This is a genomic window from Flavobacterium sp., assembly GCF_041392005.1.
In the GTDB taxonomy this organism is placed as follows: domain Bacteria; phylum Bacteroidota; class Bacteroidia; order Flavobacteriales; family Flavobacteriaceae; genus Flavobacterium.
The window spans coordinates 20,666-40,674 of record NZ_JAWKMX010000008.1; the positions used below are offsets into that span (position 1 = coordinate 20,666).

Genomic DNA, 20,009 nt, shown 5'->3' on the forward strand with positions numbered 1-20,009 from the left:
TGAATTATAAATTAAAAATTTAGAATTATGAATTATAAATTACAAACAGCAACACTATTCATAATTTATAATTCATAACTTATAATTATGTCTAAGCTCTTTCAATAACAATTGCAGAAGCGCCGCCACCGCCATTACATATAGCGGCTGCGCCAATTTTTGCATTGTTTTGCTCTAAAACATTTAAAAGCGTAACAATAATACGAGCTCCAGAACAACCTAAAGGATGGCCTAATGAAACAGCACCACCATTTACATTTATTTTATTTTCCGTTATACCAAGTATTTTAGCATTTGCTAATCCTACTACAGCAAAGGCTTCGTTAAACTCAAAATAATCTACATCAGAAATGGTAATATTAGCTTTGTCTAAAGCTTTTGGCAATGCTTTTGCAGGAGCTGTTGTAAACCATTTTGGTTCTTGTGCAGCATCGGCAAATGATTTTATGTAAGCTAAAGGTTTTAAACCTAATTCTTTTGCTTTTTCTTCACTCATTAAAACTAAAGCTGCTGCGCCATCATTAATGGTAGAAGCGTTGGCAGCTGTAACTGTTCCGTCTTTAGTAAAAACAGCGTTTAATGCAGGAATTTTATCGAGTTTTACATTAGTGTATTCTTCATCTTTGCTAACAATAATAGGTTCGCCTCTGCGTTGTGGTACTTCTACTGGAACAATCTCTGAATTAAATTTACCAGCTTCCCATGCTGCTGTTGAACGTTTATACGATTGAATAGCAAAATTATCTTGTTCTTCTCTAGAAATAGCATATTCTGAAGCACACAAATCGGCACAAACACCCATTGCATTATTATCGTAAGCATCTGTTAATCCATCTTTTTGCATACCATCGACCAAAGAAGTAGGGCCAAATTTTACACCATTGCGCATATGTACGTAATGCGGAATTAAGCTCATGTTTTCCATTCCGCCAGCTACAACAACATCCGCATCGCCACACATTATAGCTTGTGCGCCTTGCATAACAGCTTTCATACCACTTGCACAAACTTTGTTAACCGTGGTACAAGGAACATTATCGGGAATTCCAGCGTGTATTGCAGCTTGGCGAGCTGGTGCTTGACCATTTCCAGCCTGAACGACATTACCCATTAAAACTTCGTTAACTTCATTTGGGTTTAAATTTATTTTGGCAAGAGCTCCTTTTATTGCAGTAGCGCCTAATTGTGTTGCGGGAACTGTAGATAATGCTCCCATAAAACTTCCAATAGGTGTTCTAACAGCAGAAACTATAACAACTTTTTTACTCATAATATTTGTTTTTCGTTTTGCGAATTTACTATTTTTTAATTGATTTTATAATGCTTTTATTATTTTTATACTGTTTTATTTTGTATAAATTGTAAAAAAAACATTTAGTTAATTAATTGATAAATAAATGGTTTAATTTTATTTTAATTTTAAAACTAAAAAAACTAAAAAAAATGTTGTGAAAAACAATAGTAAATTATACATTTGCAACCTCAAAAAAAAGTTCTTAAACTAACTATATAAAATAGGAGAGGTGCCGGAGTGGTAACGGAGCAGATTGCTAATCTGTCATCGGGTAACCGATGCCAGGGTTCGAGTCCCTGTCTCTCCGCTTTTTTCGGGGTGTAGCGTAGCCCGGTCATCGCGCTTGGTTTGGGACCAAGAGGTCGCAGGTTCGAATCCTGCCACCCCGACGAAATTGTCGGGATTTTTAAATCGGAAAAAGCTTTGGTCCAATAGCTCAGCTGGATAGAGCAACTGCCTTCTAAGCAGTAGGTCTCAGGTTCGAATCCTGATTGGATCACAAAAAAACCAAGCAAAATTTGCTTGGTTTTTTTGTTTCTACTCAATACATTTTAAGTTGTTTATAAAAAAATTGCTAGGCTGTGTTGTTTTTTGGTTAATTTCAGAAATTAACTCATTTTTGATGTTGTAATCTTCTTTTTCGCCTACAAATTGTAATCGCATAATGGAAATTGGCGACATTTTAAGCATTTCATAATTGGGTTTTGTAAATATAAAGTAGCCTTCTAAAATTCGAATATTTGACTGGTCTTCTTTATTATAGTTTAAAATAGAACACGCATTTTCGGTAATACTTTTTAATACTACAAATTTTCCGTTTTCTAACTGAAACAGTAATTTTGAAGTTAAATCGAAGCATTTTGCAGGAATAAACGCAGTGTTTTTTTCTACAATTTGCACTTTTAGAGTAGGTGTGCCATCTATTTGCATTGGCGTAAATTGAATAAATTTTTTAGATGCACCAAAAGTTTTTTCGTAAATAATTTTTTCAGCTACTATTTTTATAGTGGTAGAGTCGGTTTTTTCTTCAATTTCGTAATTGCAATCTTTAACTTGTGAAAAAGCAAAAGTAGTGGTTAAAAATAATAGCAGGTATAATTTCATAATTAAATTTTTTCGCAAAGTAATACAATTTTTTCATTAGTACTATTGGTAGTAAAAAAAGCAAAAACTGTTCCACCATCTGTAATTTTATATTTCTTTTTTAATTCTTCTGGTTTTAACGGAAAATTTCGTGTTGCTACATTCATTTTTTGTCCTACAATATACTTTTTAATACTTTCTTTAGTAAATAGAATATTGGTGTTTATTTTAAATTTTCTTCCTTGAAAAGGCACAATGTTGGTAGCGGTATATAAATGCGAGTGCTGGTGTAGTTTGTGTACTTTAAAAAGGGTGCTAATTTCGTTAAACTTACCCGATTTTAACAATGCTGCATTTGGTTCGTATAAATACTTTAAAGGTTTAGAAAAAGTAGCAACATCGTTACTTTTTAAATTAAATTCGCAACTCTCGGTTGCCTCTTTTTCAATGTTTGTTGCTATAAGTTTTATGTTGCCTAAATATTCTTTTTCTATAAGCCAAAGTAATTCTTTTACTTCGTTTTCTACCGCTACAATATGTATTTTAGATACAAATTGAAGTTCTAATAATGCTGCTTTAATATCAAGAATTGGCGCGGTTTTTACGAGTAAAGTATTAGTGTAATTAAAATAAAAAGGTAAGAGTTCTGGAACATTAGGTTCGCAATCGGTTAGCATAAAAACTTTTCCTTTTTTTTCGTTTCTACGAGAAGGATCAATATAAATGCAATCTATTGCTTGCGAAATGTTTTTTAAAATATTGGTACTATTGCCGGTTACGCATGTAATATTTTTAGTTTTTAATTGTTTAAAATTATATGCTACAATAGAAGATAATTCAGTATTTAACTCGCAATGAATTACAGCGTCAAATTTTTTGGCGAAATAGTAATCATCAACCCCAAAACCGCCAGAGGCATCAAGTAGTGTTTTACCGCTAACGAGTGTTGCTTTATATTGTGCCGTTTTTTCGGAAGAAGTTTGTTCTACCGAAATTTTACTAGGATAATATATGTTTTTTGAAGAAAACCAAGTTGGTAATTTGTTTTTAGCTTTATTTTTTGCAACAATTTGATTTAATATAGCCTGATATGAAATTTCTGGAAATGGATTTTTTTGAAGTGCTAATTTTTTAATATCAACCTTCAAATTAGCATCTATAAAATTTTGAATATCTTTTTTTAATAACGCTGTTATTTCCATTTGCTATATTTTTGAGTAATTTCATATAAAGCAATGCCAAGTGCTTGTGCAACGTTTATACTACTGTTTTTTCCAAACATTTTAATATGATAAGCATTTTGTGTTTTGGCTAATAATTCGGTAGAAATACCATAAATTTCGCTTCCAATAAGCAATATTATTGGTTCATTTTTTTTGATGCTAATTTCAGATATTGGTTTACTTTCAGTAGTAATTTCTAGTGCTATAATTTGGGCTTTACTAGTTTGTAAAAAATGTAAAATTTGCGCTGTATTAGGTATAATTTCGTACGGTACAGTTTTGTGCGTGTTTCGCGAAGTTTTATTAATTTTCCTTTCTGAAAAAACAAAATTTGCACCTGTAAAAATTATTTTTTCAACACCAAATGCTTCGCAAATTCTAAAAATACTTCCTATATTTTGTTGCAAATAAACATTGTCGCACACCACGGTAATAGGAAATTGTTGCGAAGTAAAAAAAGTAGTTTCGTGTGTAAGCTGTTCCAATTAATTTTTAAAAACGTAATTTATAATGTTAGCACCCATTTTTAGTGCTTTTTGTCGAACTTCTTCTGGGTCGTGGTGTACTTCGTAGTCTTCCCAGCCATCGCCTAAATCGCATTCAAAAGTGTAAAGTAGTACTAGTCTGTTTTCTACAAAAATGCCAAAAGCTTGGGCACGTTTTTTATCGTGTTCATGAATTTTTGGCAAACCATTTTCAAATACAAAAGGTTCTTGAAAAAGACTATGGTTGTTAGGAATTTCTACCAATTCATTATTTGGAAAAAGTTTTGTGATTTCTTTTCTAATATATTGGTCCATTCCATAATTATCATCAATATGCAAAAAACCTCCCGAGAGTAAATAATTGCGTAGGTTGTTAATTTCGATTGGGCTAAAAACTACATTTCCGTGTCCCGTCATATGTAAAAAGGGATAATTAAAAATTTCAGAACTTTCTGCCGAAACGGTTGCCGGTTTAACGGCTAAGTTGGTTTTAATAGTGTTGTTGCAAAACTTTATTAAATTAGGAAGCGATGTTGGGTTGGCATACCAGTCGCCACCGCCAGAATATTTTAAAAGGGCAATTTCTTGCGAAAAACCAAATAAAGATACGAATAGAATTAAGCAATATATTTTTTTCATTTACTCGTTAATTAATGCAATGGTATGGCAAGCTACTACGGCGGCGGTTTCGGTTCGTAATCGTGTATTGCCAAGCAAAACAGGTTTGTAATTGTTTTCTAATGCTAAATTAATTTCTTTTTTGGAAAAATCGCCTTCTGGACCAATTAAAATAACATACGACTTGTTTGCTGTAATGCAATTTTTTAATTGCTTTCGTTCGGTTTCGGCACAATGTGCTATATATTTAAAGTCGCAATTTGTATTCGCAATAAATTCTTTAAAAGAAATAGGATTGTTTATTTTGGGTAAAAAAAACTGATTAGATTGTTTCATTGCCGATTGAATAATTTTTTCGGCTCTATCAATTTTATATACTTTTCGTTCCGAATTTTCGCAAATAATAGGCGTAATTTCTTGTATGCCAATTTCGGTTGCTTTTTCTAAAAACCATTCTGTGCGATCGTTCATTTTAGTAGGGGCAATGGCAATGTGTAAATGGTAAGTAGGCTTTTTAAATTCTTGAACTTCTAAAATTTTTACTTCACATTTTTTATCAGATGCTAAAATAATTTTACTTTTAAATAAAAAACCAAGTCCGTTTGTTATAAAAATAATGTCGCTTTCTTTTTTTCGCAGCACTTTTACTATATGTTTGCTTTCTTCTTTATCGAAAAAAAATTTAGTATCGGTATTTTTTATGTTAGAATTATAGAAAAGCTGCATGTTTAATTATGATGAATTATAAATTATAAATTACGAATTACGAATTACGAATTACGAATTAAAATGATACATTAAAATGCAATTCGTGCTTTTGAAACCACAGTATTATTGCTAAAATTATTTTCTAGAAAATAGTAATAACCTACAATTCCTATCATTGCGGCATTATCGGTTGTGTATTCAAATTTAGGAATATACGTTTGCCATCCATATTTTGCTTCTGCTTCTTTTAATGTTTTACGAATTCCAGAATTAGCAGAAACACCACCACCAATAGCTATTTGATTGATTCCAGTTTCTTGTACGGCTATTTTTAGCTTATCCATTAAAATTTGAATAATGGTGTATTGAATAGAAGCACAAATATCGGTTAAGTTTTCTGTAATAAAATTTGGGTTTTCTTTTACGTTTTTTTGAATAAAATATAAAATTTGAGTTTTTAATCCGCTAAAACTAAAATTTAAACCATCAACTTTTGGCTTTGTAAATTGAAAAGCTTTCGGGTTTCCTTCTTTTGCATATTGGTCTATTAACGGACCACCAGGATAAGGCAAACCTAGTATTTTTGCCGATTTGTCAAAGGCTTCGCCCACAGCATCGTCTGTAGTTTCGCCAATAATTTCCATATTAAAAAAACTAGTTACCTTAACAATTTGCGTATGTCCGCCCGAAATAGTTAAGGCTAAGAATGGAAATGAAGGTTTATTAAATCCTTCTTCATCAATAAAATGTGCTAAAATATGTGCTTTCATATGGTTAACAGCAAGTAACGGAATATGTAGCGCCATACTCATAGATTTTGCAAAGGAACCGCCTACTAATAACGAACCCATTAACCCTGGGCCTTGTGTAAAAGCAATACAATTTAGGTCTTTTTTAGTAATACCTGCTTTTTTTATAGCCACATCTATAACAGGAACAATATTTTGTTGATGGGCTCTAGAGGCTAGCTCTGGAACCACACCACCATATTCTTCATGCACGGCTTGTCTTGCCACAATGTTTGAAAGCACTTTGTCGTTACACAAAACAGCAGCCGATGTGTCGTCGCAAGAACTTTCAATAGCAAGTGTATAAATGTTTTTTAAACTCATATTTTTAGGCACGAAAATTGTTTAATATCCTTGTAATAAATCTTACAAATTTACTACTTTTGTTAGTTGTATCAATTTTATTCGTTTGGCAAAATTACAAAATAATAACACGTTAAAAAAAATAAGAAAAATAGTAGTACGAAGTATTGTTTTTTTACTATTACTTTTTCTTGTATTAGGTGTTTTACTTGCGCTACCATTTGTACAAACGAAATTAGGAAAAGTAGCAACAAATTATATTAATAAAGATTTTGGTACCGAAATAGAAATAAAAAAAGTAGCTATTTCGCCATTTGGAACTATAAAGCTTGGAGAAGTTTTAATACGCGATCACCATCAAGACTCGTTGTTTTACATACAAAAACTAAATACTTCAATTCTTAATTTTAACGATTTTAAAAAGTTATATACAAGTGGTCATCCGTATTTTGGCGATATGACTATTCATGGCTTAAAGGCTAAAATTATTCAATATAAAGGAGAGAAAGAAACCAATTTAGACCGTTTCGTAGCCGCTTTCGACGATGGCTCTCCATCTTCAGGAAATTTTAGAATGCTGGTCAATTCGTTTACGGTTTACAACAGTAGTTTTCAGTATATTGACCAAGAACTCGAATCGCCACAACTTTTAAATTTTACAAATTTAAATGCAAAACTGCACGATTTTAAAATTAAAGGCGCCGATGTAACGGTTTTTATAGAACAGTTGGGTTTTAATGATCATAGAGGAATTAAAGTAAACCAATTAACCTCTAATTTTACTTATACAAAACAATATATTAAACTTGATAATTTAGCGCTGGCTACAGACGAATCGAAACTAAAGGGTAAAGTAGCCTTGTTTTATAAGCGAGAAGAGTTTTCAGATTTTAATAATAAAGTAAAATGGGATGTTATGCTCGATGAAACACATATTTCATCGAACGATTTAAATCGTTTTTACAATGAATTTGGTGCTAATAATTATTTTGACCTTACAACGCACTTAACAGGAACACTTAATAATTTTACAACAGAAAACTTAACACTACACGATAAACACAATTCTGAAATTATTGGTACAGTTACTTTTAAAAATTTATTTGAAAAAGAAAAACCCTACTATGTTAATGGTAATTTCGACAAAATAGAATCGAATTATAATAATTTAACTAAAATTTTACCACGATTATTGGGTAATAATTTACCATCATCATTACAAAAATTAGGCGAAGTAACAATAAATGGCTGGACCGAGTTAAGCACAACATATATAAATTCTAAAATAGATGTTATATCGAATTTAGGTTTTGCCAAGACCGATTTATCAATACATAATATCAATCATATTGATAACGCTTCGTACAAAGGAAATTTACGTTTAAAAGATTTTAATGTTGGCGAATTGTTAAACGAAAATAATTTAGGAAATGTTACAGCAACTATTGATGTAGATGGAAAAGGCTTTAGCCAGAAATTTTTAGATACTAAAATAAAAGGTGAAATTGAAAAAATGTATTTTAACCAATACAATTATACCAATATTGCCATTGACGGGAGAATGAAAATGCCTTATTTTGAAGGCTACTTTAACAGTAACGATCCAAACCTTCGTATGGATTTTAAAGGATTAATCGATTTGAGTTCTAAAGTATATAACTACAATTTTACATCGCAAATAGATTATGTAGATTTAGAAGCACTTCATCTTAATAAAAACGATTCTATTTCTATTTTTAAAGGCAATATTGCTATCGATTCTAAAGGGAATTCTTTAGATAATTTAGAAGGCACTATTAAACTTAAAAACATATCGTATCAAAACACCAAACAACAATATTTTTTTACCGATTTTGAATTTACATCAACTTTCGATAACGACAGAGTTCGTACAATTACAATTAACTCGCCCGATATTATTACGGGTTCGGCAATTGGAAAATATAAAATTAAAGAACTACCATTAATAGTAGAAAACGCTGTAGGAAGTTTATATGCTAATTATTCGCCAAATAAATTAGAACCCAATCAGTTTTTAAATTTCGATTTTACCGTTCACAATAAAATTGTCGAAATTTTTGTTCCCGATATTTCCATTTCAGAAAACACTAAAATAAAAGGTAAAATACAAGCCGATCAAGGAAAATTTGAGCTCGATTTTAGTGCACCATTAATCGTAGCATTCGAAAATCATTTTAACAATATTAAAATCGATATCGACAATAAAAATCCGTTATACAACACCTATATAGTAATGGATAGTATTCGGAATAAAAATTATAAAATATCAGATTTTAATTTAATTAATCTAACCCTAAACGATACTTTGTTTGTGCGTACAGAGTTTAAAGGCGGCTCAAAAGACCAAGATTTATACGAACTAAATTTATATCACACTATCGACAGCAGCAAACAATCAATTGTAGGGTTTAAAAAATCTGAAGTAAAATTTAAAGACTATTTGTGGTATATTAACGAAAACGAAACAAAAGACAATAAAATTGTTTTTTCTAAAGATTTAAAAAATTTCGATTTTGAAAAACTAAGCCTGTCGCACAACAATCAAAGTATGAGCTTTTTTGGTCATATTTACGGTAAATCCGAAAAAGACTTAAATTTAAACTTTCACGATGTCGATTTAAAAAAACTAATTCCATCTGTTGATAATTTAACCTTTGGCGGAATGCTCAATGGCTATGCACATATAAAACAACAAGGCGAACGCTTTAATCCATCTTCCAGTTTAGAAATCGACAATCTAGAAGTTAATAATTTTCTACTAGGTAATTTAAATGTAAACGTTAAAGGAAATGAAGATTTAAATAATTTTGAAATTAATTCTACTATTGAAAAAGACAATAAAGAGCAATTTTATTTAAACGGAAATATTGGCTATAAAAACAACAATAGCAAAATGAATTTAGTAGCAGGCTTTAACGAGTTTAGCCTAGAACCATTTAGTCCGCTTTTAAGTCATATAGTATCTAAAGTAAGAGGAAGTACAAACGGAAAAATAGCTATAAATGGTAGTTTTTCTAAACCCGAAGTAGATGGACGACTTTATCTTTCAAATGCTGGTTTAACCATTCCATATTTAAATACAGACTATAATTTTGATGAAAACTCAATAGTCGATGTTACCGAAAAAGCCTTTTTATTGCGAAACATTAAAATTACCGATACCAAATACAACACGCAAGGTTTAGTAAACGGAAGCATTAAACACACAGCTTTTACCGATTGGGAGCTCGATTTAAGTTTAAAATCAAACAATATTTTAGCACTCGACACCGAAGATGGCGACGATGTGTATTACTACGGAACTGCTTTTATGAATGGCTGGGCAACTATAAAAGGAAGTACAAATGCACTAGTTGTAAATGTAGTAGGAGAATCAGAAAAAGGAACTACTATTAAAATTCCAGTAAGCGATGTAGCCGACGTAGGCGATAATTCGTATATAAAATACCTTTCAATAGCCGAAAAAAACAATCAAGAAAAAGGAAATGTTACAAGCAGTAATAGTTACCAAGGTATAGAACTCGATTTCGATTTTGATATTGATACCGATGCTGAAGTAGAAGTAATTTTAAACAGAGAAACCGGTCATGCCATGAAAGGAAGAGGCTACGGTTCCTTAAAAATGGAAATTAATACACTAGGAAAATTTTTAATGACAGGAAACGTTATTGTAGTAGAAGGCGAATATAATTTTAGATACAAAGGAATTATCGATAAAAAATTTAAAGTTAAAAACGGCGGCACTATAGACTGGGATGGTAACCCAATGAACGCCAGACTAAATATTGAAGGAATTTACGAAACCTATGCAAACCCAGGTGTTTTACTAGAAAGTGCTTCGCTTAATCGAAAAGTAGATACAGATGTTTCTATTTTAATTACAGGTAATTTGGAAGCGCCAAACATCGATTTCGATATCGAATTTCCAACAGTAAGTACCGTAATAAAAAGCGAAATTGAATACCAACTTCAAAATAACGATATTCGACAAAATCAAGCATTTGCACTTTTATCAACAGGCTCGTTTATAACAGCCGAATCGGCGGGTAATGTTGCGTATGGCCCTGTAATTGAACGATTAAGTTCGCTTGTAAACGGGCTTTTAGCAGATGAAGATAGTAAATTACAATTAGGAGTAGATTATACCCAAGGCGATAGACTAAATGAAGTTTCCGACAGGGTAGGGTTTACTCTTGCTACACAAATAAACGATAGAATATCAATTAACGGACAAGTAGGTGTGCCAGTAGGCGGTGTTACCGAATCGGTTTTAGTAGGTAACGTAGAAATTCAAATGGAATTAAACGAAGACGGAACATTAAGAGCTCGAGTTTTTAACAGAGAAAACGATATTAATTATATAGGCGAAGGCATTGGCTACACGCAAGGTCTAGGGTTAACCTATACAGTAGATTTTGATACTTTTAACGAATTAATTCAGAAAATATTCAAAAAAAATAAAAAAGAAACAGAACAAAACGAAGCCAAAAACCAAATAGACGATTCCGAACTTTCTCCAGATTATATTCAGTATATCAATAAAAAACGTCAAAATAAACCATCAGAAGCAAAAGACGAAGAAATTCAAAAAGTACCAGAAATTAACTAAAAACACATTAAATTATTACATAATGTAAAAAGTTATTAACGAAAACGTTTGAATTTCTCAAAAAAATACACATCTTTAATTAAATCGTTTCTTTTTTTAAATTCCTTTAGTAATTTTACAATAAATTAATTTTAATGTTAGAAAAAATTAAAAAAATTGCAGTACTTACCTCTGGTGGCGATTCGCCCGGAATGAATGCTGCTATCCGTTCTGTAGTTCGCACTTGCGCCTATCATGGTGTAGATTGTATAGGTATTTACAGAGGTTACCAAGGTATGATTGAAGGCGACTTTAAGCTAATGGGACCGCGTTCTGTGAAAGATATCGTAAACAAAGGCGGAACAATCTTAAAATCGGCTCGTTCTAAAGAATTTATGACAAAAGAAGGACGCCAAAAAGCCTACACAAACTTCAAAAAAGCCGATATTGATGCACTAATTGTTATCGGTGGCGATGGTTCATTTACCGGAGCTCAAGTTTTTAATAAAGAATTTAATGTGCCAATCATCGGAATTCCAGGAACTATAGATAACGATATTTATGGAACAAGCCATACTTTAGGCTACGATACAGCACTTAATACAGTTGTCGAAGTAATCGATAAAATTAGAGATACAGCTAGTTCTCACAATCGTTTGTTTTTTGTAGAAGTAATGGGGCGCGATGCAGGACATATAGCATTAAATGCAGGTATAGGTGCTGGAGCCGAAGAAATATTAATTCCAGAAGAAAACCTAGGTTTAGACCGACTTTTAGACTCTTTAAAAAGAAGTAAGCTTTCTGGTAAATCGTCAAGTATAGTGGTTGTAGCAGAAGGCGATAAAACAGGTAAAAATGTTTTCGAACTTAAAGATTATGTAGAACAAAATATGCCCGAATACGATGTGCGCGTATCGGTTTTAGGACATATGCAACGTGGCGGCTCTCCATCGTGTTTCGATCGTGTACTAGCTTCACGGTTAGGTGTAAAAGCAGTAGAGTCGTTACTCGAAGGTAAAACAAATTATATGGTAGGATTGTTAAACGATAAAGTAACACTAACACCTATCGATCAAGCTATAAAAGGAAGCACCGAAGTAGATAGAGAACTACTAAAAGTTTCCGATATAATGTCAATTTAAAAATAAATATAAAAATGTCAAAATTAAAATTAGGAATTAACGGCTTTGGAAGAATAGGTCGTATTGTTTTTAGAGAAACCTTAAACAGAGATAATGTAGAAGTTGTAGCTATTAATGATTTGTTAGATGTAGAACATTTAGCCTATTTATTAAAATACGATTCAGTTCACGGAAATTTCGCTGGTAAAGTAGAAGTAAAAGACGGACAATTATATGTAAACGATAAATTTATTCGTGTAACTGCAGAAAAAGACCCAACATTAATTAAGTGGGACGACGAAAAAGTAGATGTAGATATCGTTGCAGAATGTACGGGTATTTTTACGACTATAGAAAAAGCACAAGCTCATATTAAAGGTGGTGCTAAAAAAGTAGTAATTTCAGCGCCATCTGCAGATGCGCCAATGTTTGTAATGGGTGTAAACCACGATAAAGCAACGGCAGCTGATACTATCGTTTCAAATGCTTCTTGTACAACAAACTGTTTAGCGCCATTAGCCAAAGTTATTAACGATAATTTCGGAATAGTTGAAGGTTTAATGACAACAGTACACGCAACAACTGCTACACAATTAACAGTTGATGGTCCTTCACGTAAAGATTTCCGTGGCGGTAGAGCAGCTTTATTAAACATTATCCCTGCTTCAACTGGAGCTGCTAAAGCGGTAGGTAAAGTAATTCCAGACTTAAACGGTAAATTAACGGGTATGTCAATGCGTGTGCCTACTGCTGACGTTTCTGTTGTTGATTTAACCGTAAAAGTAGCAAAAGAAACTACTTACGAAGAAATTATGAAAGTAATAAAAAATGCTTCAGAAACCTCAATGAAAGGAATTTTAGGTTATACCGAAGATTTAGTAGTGTCTCAAGATTTTGTTTCCGATTCTAGAACTTCAATCGTAGATGCTAATGCGGGAATCGGATTAAATTCTACTTTTTTCAAGCTAGTATCTTGGTACGATAACGAATACGGATACTCAAGTAAGTTAATCGATTTAGCATTACACATTTCAACTTTAAAATAAAAAACAATAATAAGCCTCTATATTATATTCTTTTATAGAGGTTTATTTTTTGAAATAAAATAACACAAAAGGTTTTTACCTTTATTTATAGAAATTATACAGATGAAATTAATTGTTGATAGCGGCTCTACAAAAGCCGATTGGATTGCGTTAGACGAAAACGGAAAAGTTTTTTTTACCACTCAATCTCTTGGTTTAAACCCCGAAGTGTTGTCTAAAGAAGAAATTCTTAATCGGTTAAATGATAAATTCGATATTTCGCACAATAGAACAAAAACAACTCATCTGTTTTTTTATGGCGCTGGTTGTGGAACCAGTAGAATGCAAAAATTTCTCAAAGAAGTACTTCAAGAATATTTTATAAATGCAGTAATTACAGTAAACGAAGATACCTATGCGGCCGTTTATGCCACAACCCCAAAAAATGAAAAAGCAATTGTTTCTATATTAGGCACGGGTTCAAATTGTAGCTATTTCGATGGAAATATTTTGCATCAAAAAGTACAATCTCTAGGCTATATTGCTATGGACGATTGTAGTGGTAACCGTTTCGGGCGACATCTTTTACGAGGCTATTTTTTTAATAAAATGCCTAAGAAAATGGCAGAAGAATTTGAAAACGAATACAATTTAGATGCCGATTTTGTTAAAAATAAATTGTACAAAGAACCAAACCCAAATGCTTACTTAGCAAAATTTGCTAAATTTTTAATAAAGCACAAAGACACCGATTTTTGTAAAAAGTATATTCATTTTGAAATGGAAGCTTTTGTCGAAAATTATATAAAACAATTTGAAGAATATCAAAAAGTTCCAGTGCATTTTGTGGGTTCAATAGCTTTTTATTTAAAAGAAGAGTTAATGGAAATTCTTACAAATAACAACATTACTATTGGAAAAATTCTTCGAAGACCAATAGATGGTTTAATAGAATACCATATCACAAACAATTAATTTTACGAATAGCTAACACTCTGTTAGTAAGGTTATAGTAAAAAACTTTATAAAAAAGGTTGGAAAAAGTTTGCAAAAAAGAAAAAGAGTATTAATAACCTTTTCTAGATAAGGCATGTTCATTGGATTTAGGGTGTTTTGTTTATATAAATAAAAGTTTTAAAAAAACTTAAAATTTATTTGGATAATAAGGAATAAAGCTAGTATCTTTGCCGTCCGTTTAGAAACGGAAAAGCAGTAGAGGTTCCTTATGTTTTGTGCGTTTTCAATTTTTCAAAAAAAGTTTCAAAAACATTTGCCAGATAAAAAAAAGTTACTACTTTTTGCACTCGTTAAAATTAGCGAAATAAAAGAGAAGAATACGTCTTTAGACATATTGGATTAACAGCATACAAAAATAAGAAAGTAAGGCGATATTAAGAATAACCTAGCAATTTATCGAATAATATTATAATATACGATGAAGAGTTTGATCCTGGCTCAGGATGAACGCTAGCGCAGCCTAACACATGCAAGTCGAGGGGTAGTAAGTGCTTGCACTTATGAGACCGGCGACGGGTGCGTAACGCGTATGCAATCTACCTTGTACAAAGGGGATAGCCCAGAGAAATTTGGATTAATACCCCATAGTATTATCGAATGGCATCATTTGATGATTAAAGTTCCAACGGTACAAGATGAGCATGCGTCCCATTATTAGTTGGTAAGGTAACGGCTTACCAAGACGATGATGGTAGGGGTCCTGAGAGGGAGATCCCCCACACTGGTACTGAGATACGGACCAGACTCCTACGGGAGGCAGCAGTGAGGAATATTGGGCAATGGAGGCAACTCTGACCCAGCCATGCCGCGTGCAGGAAGACGGTCTCTATGGGTTGTAAACTGCTTTTGCACGAAGAAACGCTAGTTCGTGAACTAGTTTGACGGTACTGTAAGAATAAGGATCGGCTAACTCCGTGCCAGCAGCCGCGGTAATACGGAGGATTCGAGCGTTATCCGGAATCATTGGGTTTAAAGGGTCCGTAGGCGGTCTTATAAGTCATGAAAATCTCCCAGCTCAACTCCGGGAAACTGCCATTGATACTGTAGACTTAATTTTTGTGAAGTAACTAGAATATGTAGTGTAGCGGTGAAATGCTTAGATATTACATGGAATACCAATTGCGAAGGCAGTACACAACAGACGATTGACGCTGATGGACGAAAGCGTGGGTAGCGAACAAGATTAGATACCCTGGTAGTCCACGCCGTAAACGATGGATACTAGCTGTTCGGCATTTATGTTGAGTGGCTGAAAGTGATAAGTATCCCACCTGGGGAGTACGCACGCAAGTGTGAAACTCAAAGGAATTGACGTGTACTCCCGCACAAGCGGTGTGGAGCATGTGGTTTAATTCGATGATACGCGAGAACCTTTACCAGGGCTTAAATGGGAGACGACGTTATTGGAAACAGTACTTTCTTCGACGTCTTTCAAGGTGCTGCATGGTTGTCGTCAAAGCTCGCCTGAGGTGTCAGGTTCAAGTCCTATAACGAGCGCAACCCCTGTTGTTAGTTGCCAGCACAAGGGAACTCTAACAAGACTGCCGGTGTAAAACCAGAGGAAGGTGGGGATGATCAAATCATCACGGCTCCTGCCGTCCCGGGCCACACAATGTGCCAATGGCCGGTACAGAGAGCAGCTACCTAGCGATAGGATGTAATCTATAAAACCGGTCTGTTCGGATTGGAGTCTGCAACCTGACTCATGAAGCTGGAATCGCTAGTAATCGGATATCAGCTATGATCCGGTGAATACGTTCCCGGCCTTGTACACACCGCCCGTCAAGCCATGGAAGCTGGGGGTACCTGAAGTCGGTCGCCGCAAGGAGCTGCTCTAGGGTAAAACCGTAACTGGGGCTGGGGTCGTAACAAGGTAGCCGTACCGGAAAGGTGCGGCTGGAACACCTCCTTTTAGAGAAACGATAAAATTAAGTTATTTTAGGCATTATTTTATTTTCTAGCTGTTGGTTCAAAACTATTAAAATGCTGAGAGTTCCGTAGTCAGCTGGTTAGAGTACTACACTGATAATGTAGGGGTCGGCAGTTCGATCAGTTCGGGACTACTTTTTTTAATTACGAATTATAACACAATTAAAACTAGACAATAAAAGGAAATTCTGGAAGTTGAGAATTCAAAATTCGTAATTCTGAATTCATAATTCTGAATTTAAGAATGGGGACAGCTCAGCTGGCTAGAGCGCCCGCCTTGCACGCAGGAGGTCACTGCCCGACCTCGACATTCTCCACTATTCAAGTGAATAGTAGAGTGAATAGTAATTAGTAAAAAAAAACTAATCACTAATTACTAGGTACTAATCAATTAAGAAAAGTCATTGACATATTGAGAAAAAATATAATAAGTAGAATAGAAAGCACAGTTTTAAGCTGATAGCTATAAGCTATAAGTTTAATCTAAAAAGTACAATAAGCAAAATAAGGGCGTATGGGGGATGCCTAGGCTCAGAGGCGATGAAGGACGTGATAAGCTGCGAAAAGCGGTGGGGATTGGCACATACGAGTTGATCCGCAGATATCCGAATGGGGCAACCCACTATGTTGAAGACATAGTACACCGATAGGTGAGTGAACCCGCTGAACTGAAACATCTAAGTAGGCGGAGGAGAAGAAACAAAAAGTGATTCCGTAAGTAGTGGCGAGCGAACGCGGACTAGCCCAAACCGTTGTTGTTACGGCAATAACGGGGTTGTAGGACTGCGATATTCGAGCTATAATGAATTAGAATAACCTGGAAAGGTTAACCACAGAGGGTGATAGTCCCGTATATAAAGCGTAGTAAGATAGCAGTATCCCGAGTAGTGCGGCACGTGAAACCTCAGAGGACCTGAAGGGACCATCCGCTAAGGCTAAATACTCCTGAGAGACCGATAGTGAACCAAGACCGTGAGGGTGAAAAGAACCGTGAATAACGGAGTGAAATAGATCCTGAAACCATACGCTTACAAGTGGTCGGAGCCAATTTATTTGGTGACGGCGTGCCTTTTGCATAATGAGCCTAATGAGTTACCGTTGCTGGCAAGGATAAGGTATTGGGCACGGATCCGTAGCGAAAGCGAGTCTGAATAGGGCGCGCTATAGTCAGTAATGGTAGACGCGAAACCAGATCTACCCATGGGCAGGTTGAAGCTGTGGTAACACACAGTGGAGGACTGAACCGGTTGACGTTGAAAAGTCTTCGGATGAATTTGTGGTAGGGCAGCGCCAATCAATCCTGGAAATAGCTCGTACCGAAATGCCTTTAGGGGCAGCGCTTATAATAGTTTACTAGAGGTAGAGCTACTGATTGGATGTGGGTTTTACCGCCTCACTCACCTCGACAAACCTCGAATGCTAAGAAAATGATAATAATCAGTGAGGGCATGGGTGCTAAGGTCCATGTCCGAGAGGGAAAGAACCCAGACCATCAGCTAAGGTCCCTAAATGTATGCTAAGTTGAAAAACGCGGTTTGCCTGTTTAGACAGCTAGGATGTTGGCTTGGAAGCAGCCATTCATTTAAAGAGTGCGTAACAGCTCACTAGTCGAGCGGGCGAGCATGGATAATAATCGGGCATAAGTATACTACCATTATGGATTGTAAGGCAAATACAGTGGTAGGGGAGCATTCCTAACCAAGTTGAAGGTAAACTGCGAGGTTTGCTGGACCTGTTTAGAAAAGCAAATGTAGGCATAAGTAACGATAATGCGGGCGAGAAACCCGCACACACCGAAAAACTAAGGTTTCCTCAACATGCCAATTAAAGCTTATGGTTGGTCGGGTCCTAAGGCGTACCCGAAGGGGGAAGTCGATGGCCAACGGGTTAATATTCTATTACTTATCATTGTGATGGAATGACGGAGTGATGAGCAACGCGAACAGACGGAATTGTTCGTTGAAGGTTGTAGCTATATCTTTTTATAGGCAAATCCGTAGAGAATGGCAAGCACCGATAGTACTCAGCGTCTTCGGACAAAGAGATAGTGTGCCTAAGGGCTTCCAAGAAAAGTTTCTAAACTTAGATGATATACCCGTACCGTAAACCGACACAGAAGTTGAGGAGAGAATCCTAGCGCTTCGAGAGATTCATGGCTAAGGAATTAGCAAAATAGACCTCAGAACTTCGGGAGAGAGGTCGCCCTGATGTAATAATCGGGGCCGCAGTGAAGAGGTCCAGGCGACTGCTTATCAAAAACACAGTAATTTGCAAAATCGTAAGATGACGTATAGGGCCTGACACCTGCCCGGTGCTGGAAGGTTAAGAGGAGATGTTATCTTCGGAGAAGCATTGAATTGAAGCCCCAGTAAACGGCGGCCGTAACTATAACGGTCCTAAGGTAGCGAAATTCCTTGTCGGGTAAGTTCCGACCTGCATCAGAATGGTGTAATGATCTGGACACTGTCTCAGCCATGAAACCTCGGTGAAATTGTAGTATCGGTGAAGATGCCGATTACCCGCAGTGGGACGAAAGACCACAGACCTTTACTATAGCTTAGTATTGACCTTGGACACGTGATGTGTAGGATAGGTGGGAGACTATGAAGTGGCGTCGCTAGGCGTTGTGGAGCTATTGCTGAAATACCACCCTTTGCTTGTCTGGAGCTCCAACCCGCGATTGCGGGGGACATTGCTTGGTGGGTAGTTTGACTGGGGTGGTCGCCTCCAAAAGAGTAACGGAGGCTTCTAAAGGTTCCCTCAGCACGCTTGGTAACCGTGCGTAGAGTGCAATGGCATAAGGGAGCTTTGACTGAGAGACATACAGGTCGATCAGGTACGAAAGTATATAGTGATCCGGTGGTTCCGCATGGAAGGGCCATCGCTCAGTTAGATAAAAGGTACGCCGGGATAACAGGCTGATCTCCCCAAGAGTTTCACATCGACGGGGGGTTTGGCACCTCGATGTCGGCTCGTCACATCCTGGGGCTGGAGAAGTCCCAAGGGTTGGGCCACCTGCCCATTAAAGTGGCACGCGAGCTGGGTTCAGAACGTCGTGAGACAGTTCGGTCTCTATCTACTGCGGGCGTTAGAAATTTGAGTGGATCTGATTCTAGTACGAGAGGACTGAATTGGACGAACCGCTGGTGTATCTGTTGTCTCGCCAGGGGCATTGCAGAGTAGCTACGTTCGGAAGGGATAAGCGCTGAAAGCATATAAGCGCGAAACCCACCACAAGATGAGATTTTCTTTAAAGGGTCCTAGAAGATGACTAGGTTGATAGGCTATAGATGTAAAGGCAGTAATGTCATAGTCGAGTAGTACTAATAACCCGTAAGCTTATGTACACGTCTCCGCTTAATTGCGGGGGAAACTTCTTTCTTATTTAAATTCTTTTTTTTCTCAATATGTTAAAATATTAGCAACAAAGTTGCAGTTATGAGTTTTGAGTTGGCAAGTTAAGAGTTGTAAAACTGTAAACTAAAAACTGTGAACTGAAAACTAAAAACTTAAGGTGGTTATTGCGTCGGGGCTCACCTCTTCCCATTCCGAACAGAGAAGTTAAGCCCGATAGCGCCGATGGTACTGCAGTAATGTGGGAGAGTAGGTCGCTGCCTTTCTTTTGAAAAGCCTGTCTATTATTTAGACAGGCTTTTTTGTTTAATATATGTCGAATGTCAAAAGTCCATCAAATGAATGTTGAATGTCGGATGTTGAAAATTAGCAAAGGTAAAAAGTCGAAAGTTGAGTGAAATGTTTTAGGTAAAAGGGAAATGATAAAAAGGTAAAATCACTAGTATTTTCAA

Annotated in this window: 11 protein-coding genes, 4 tRNA genes and 3 rRNA genes; 11 read left to right on the plus strand and 7 right to left on the minus strand. The window is 35.5% G+C overall.

From position 1 onward, the window contains the following. Positions 1 to 91: 91 nt before the first annotated feature. Entirely contained in the window at positions 92 to 1,270 is a 1,179-nt protein-coding gene (locus R2808_RS05745; protein WP_371270008.1) for an acetyl-CoA C-acyltransferase, read from the minus strand. Positions 1,271 to 1,517: 247 nt separating this feature from the next. Here R2808_RS05745 and R2808_RS05750 point away from each other — a divergent pair. From R2808_RS05750 to R2808_RS05760, 3 genes are all read left to right on the plus strand, one after another. Then, positions 1,518 to 1,601, plus strand: a tRNA-Ser gene (locus tag R2808_RS05750). 7 nt (positions 1,602 to 1,608) lie between these two features. Continuing rightward, positions 1,609 to 1,683 (plus strand) — tRNA-Pro (locus R2808_RS05755). Between the two features lie 36 nt (positions 1,684 to 1,719). Further along, positions 1,720 to 1,793 (plus strand) — tRNA-Arg (locus R2808_RS05760). Positions 1,794 to 1,831: 38 nt separating this feature from the next. Here the strand turns inward: R2808_RS05760 and R2808_RS05765 are convergent. The 6 genes from R2808_RS05765 to tsaD all read right to left on the minus strand — a co-directional run bounded on the left by R2808_RS05765 (position 1,832) and on the right by tsaD (position 6,523). Next, complete coding sequence (locus R2808_RS05765; protein WP_371270009.1) at positions 1,832 to 2,398, minus strand: hypothetical protein; 567 nt, start codon at positions 2,396 to 2,398, stop codon at positions 1,832 to 1,834. A 2-nt stretch (positions 2,399 to 2,400) separates the two neighbouring features. Continuing rightward, the gene (locus tag R2808_RS05770) at positions 2,401 to 3,579 is read right to left on the minus strand and encodes a class I SAM-dependent methyltransferase (protein ID WP_371270010.1); all 1,179 of its coding nucleotides are present in this window, start codon (positions 3,577 to 3,579) and stop codon (positions 2,401 to 2,403) included. Further along, a complete protein-coding gene (locus R2808_RS05775) occupies positions 3,570 to 4,085 on the minus strand; it encodes a TrmH family RNA methyltransferase (protein ID WP_371270011.1) in 516 nt (171 codons plus the stop codon). The genes R2808_RS05770 and R2808_RS05775 overlap by 10 nt, the downstream gene beginning before the upstream one ends. Then, positions 4,086 to 4,724, minus strand: a complete 639-nt coding sequence (locus R2808_RS05780) for a DUF4159 domain-containing protein (RefSeq protein ID WP_371270012.1) — start codon at positions 4,722 to 4,724, stop codon at positions 4,086 to 4,088. It lies immediately after the preceding gene. After that, on the minus strand, positions 4,725 to 5,429 hold the full coding sequence (locus R2808_RS05785) for a 16S rRNA (uracil(1498)-N(3))-methyltransferase (RefSeq protein ID WP_371270013.1): 705 nt from the start codon (positions 5,427 to 5,429) through the stop codon (positions 4,725 to 4,727). 71 nt (positions 5,430 to 5,500) lie between these two features. Continuing rightward, positions 5,501 to 6,523, minus strand: a complete 1,023-nt coding sequence (tsaD, locus tag R2808_RS05790; RefSeq protein ID WP_371270014.1) for a tRNA (adenosine(37)-N6)-threonylcarbamoyltransferase complex transferase subunit TsaD — start codon at positions 6,521 to 6,523, stop codon at positions 5,501 to 5,503. A gap of 85 nt (positions 6,524 to 6,608) precedes the next feature. Between tsaD and R2808_RS05795 the strand changes: the two genes are divergently transcribed. From R2808_RS05795 to rrf, 8 genes are all read left to right on the plus strand, one after another. Continuing rightward, positions 6,609 to 11,132 (plus strand): translocation/assembly module TamB domain-containing protein, encoded by a 4,524-nt coding sequence (locus tag R2808_RS05795; protein ID WP_371270015.1) that lies wholly within the window; start codon positions 6,609 to 6,611, stop codon positions 11,130 to 11,132. A 134-nt stretch (positions 11,133 to 11,266) separates the two neighbouring features. After that, a complete protein-coding gene (pfkA, locus tag R2808_RS05800) occupies positions 11,267 to 12,253 on the plus strand; it encodes a 6-phosphofructokinase (RefSeq protein ID WP_371270016.1) in 987 nt (328 codons plus the stop codon). A 14-nt stretch (positions 12,254 to 12,267) separates the two neighbouring features. Beyond that, entirely contained in the window at positions 12,268 to 13,278 is a 1,011-nt protein-coding gene (gap, locus tag R2808_RS05805) for a type I glyceraldehyde-3-phosphate dehydrogenase (protein WP_371270017.1), read from the plus strand. Between the two features lie 102 nt (positions 13,279 to 13,380). Further along, positions 13,381 to 14,232 carry a BadF/BadG/BcrA/BcrD ATPase family protein gene (locus R2808_RS05810; RefSeq protein WP_371270018.1) on the plus strand — a complete coding sequence of 284 codons (852 nt, stop codon included), beginning with the start codon at positions 13,381 to 13,383 and terminating at the stop codon, positions 14,230 to 14,232. Positions 14,233 to 14,689: 457 nt separating this feature from the next. Further along, positions 14,690 to 16,186: ribosomal RNA gene (locus tag R2808_RS05815) — 16S ribosomal RNA — on the plus strand. 79 nt (positions 16,187 to 16,265) lie between these two features. Beyond that, positions 16,266 to 16,337 (plus strand) — tRNA-Ile (locus R2808_RS05820). Between the two features lie 359 nt (positions 16,338 to 16,696). Beyond that, positions 16,697 to 19,550: ribosomal RNA gene (locus R2808_RS05825) — 23S ribosomal RNA — on the plus strand. Positions 19,551 to 19,713: 163 nt separating this feature from the next. Continuing rightward, positions 19,714 to 19,823: ribosomal RNA gene (rrf, locus tag R2808_RS05830) — 5S ribosomal RNA — on the plus strand. Together the 16S, 23S and 5S rRNA genes with 1 tRNA gene alongside form the textbook arrangement of a ribosomal RNA operon. The last annotated feature ends 186 nt before the right edge of the window (positions 19,824 to 20,009 follow it).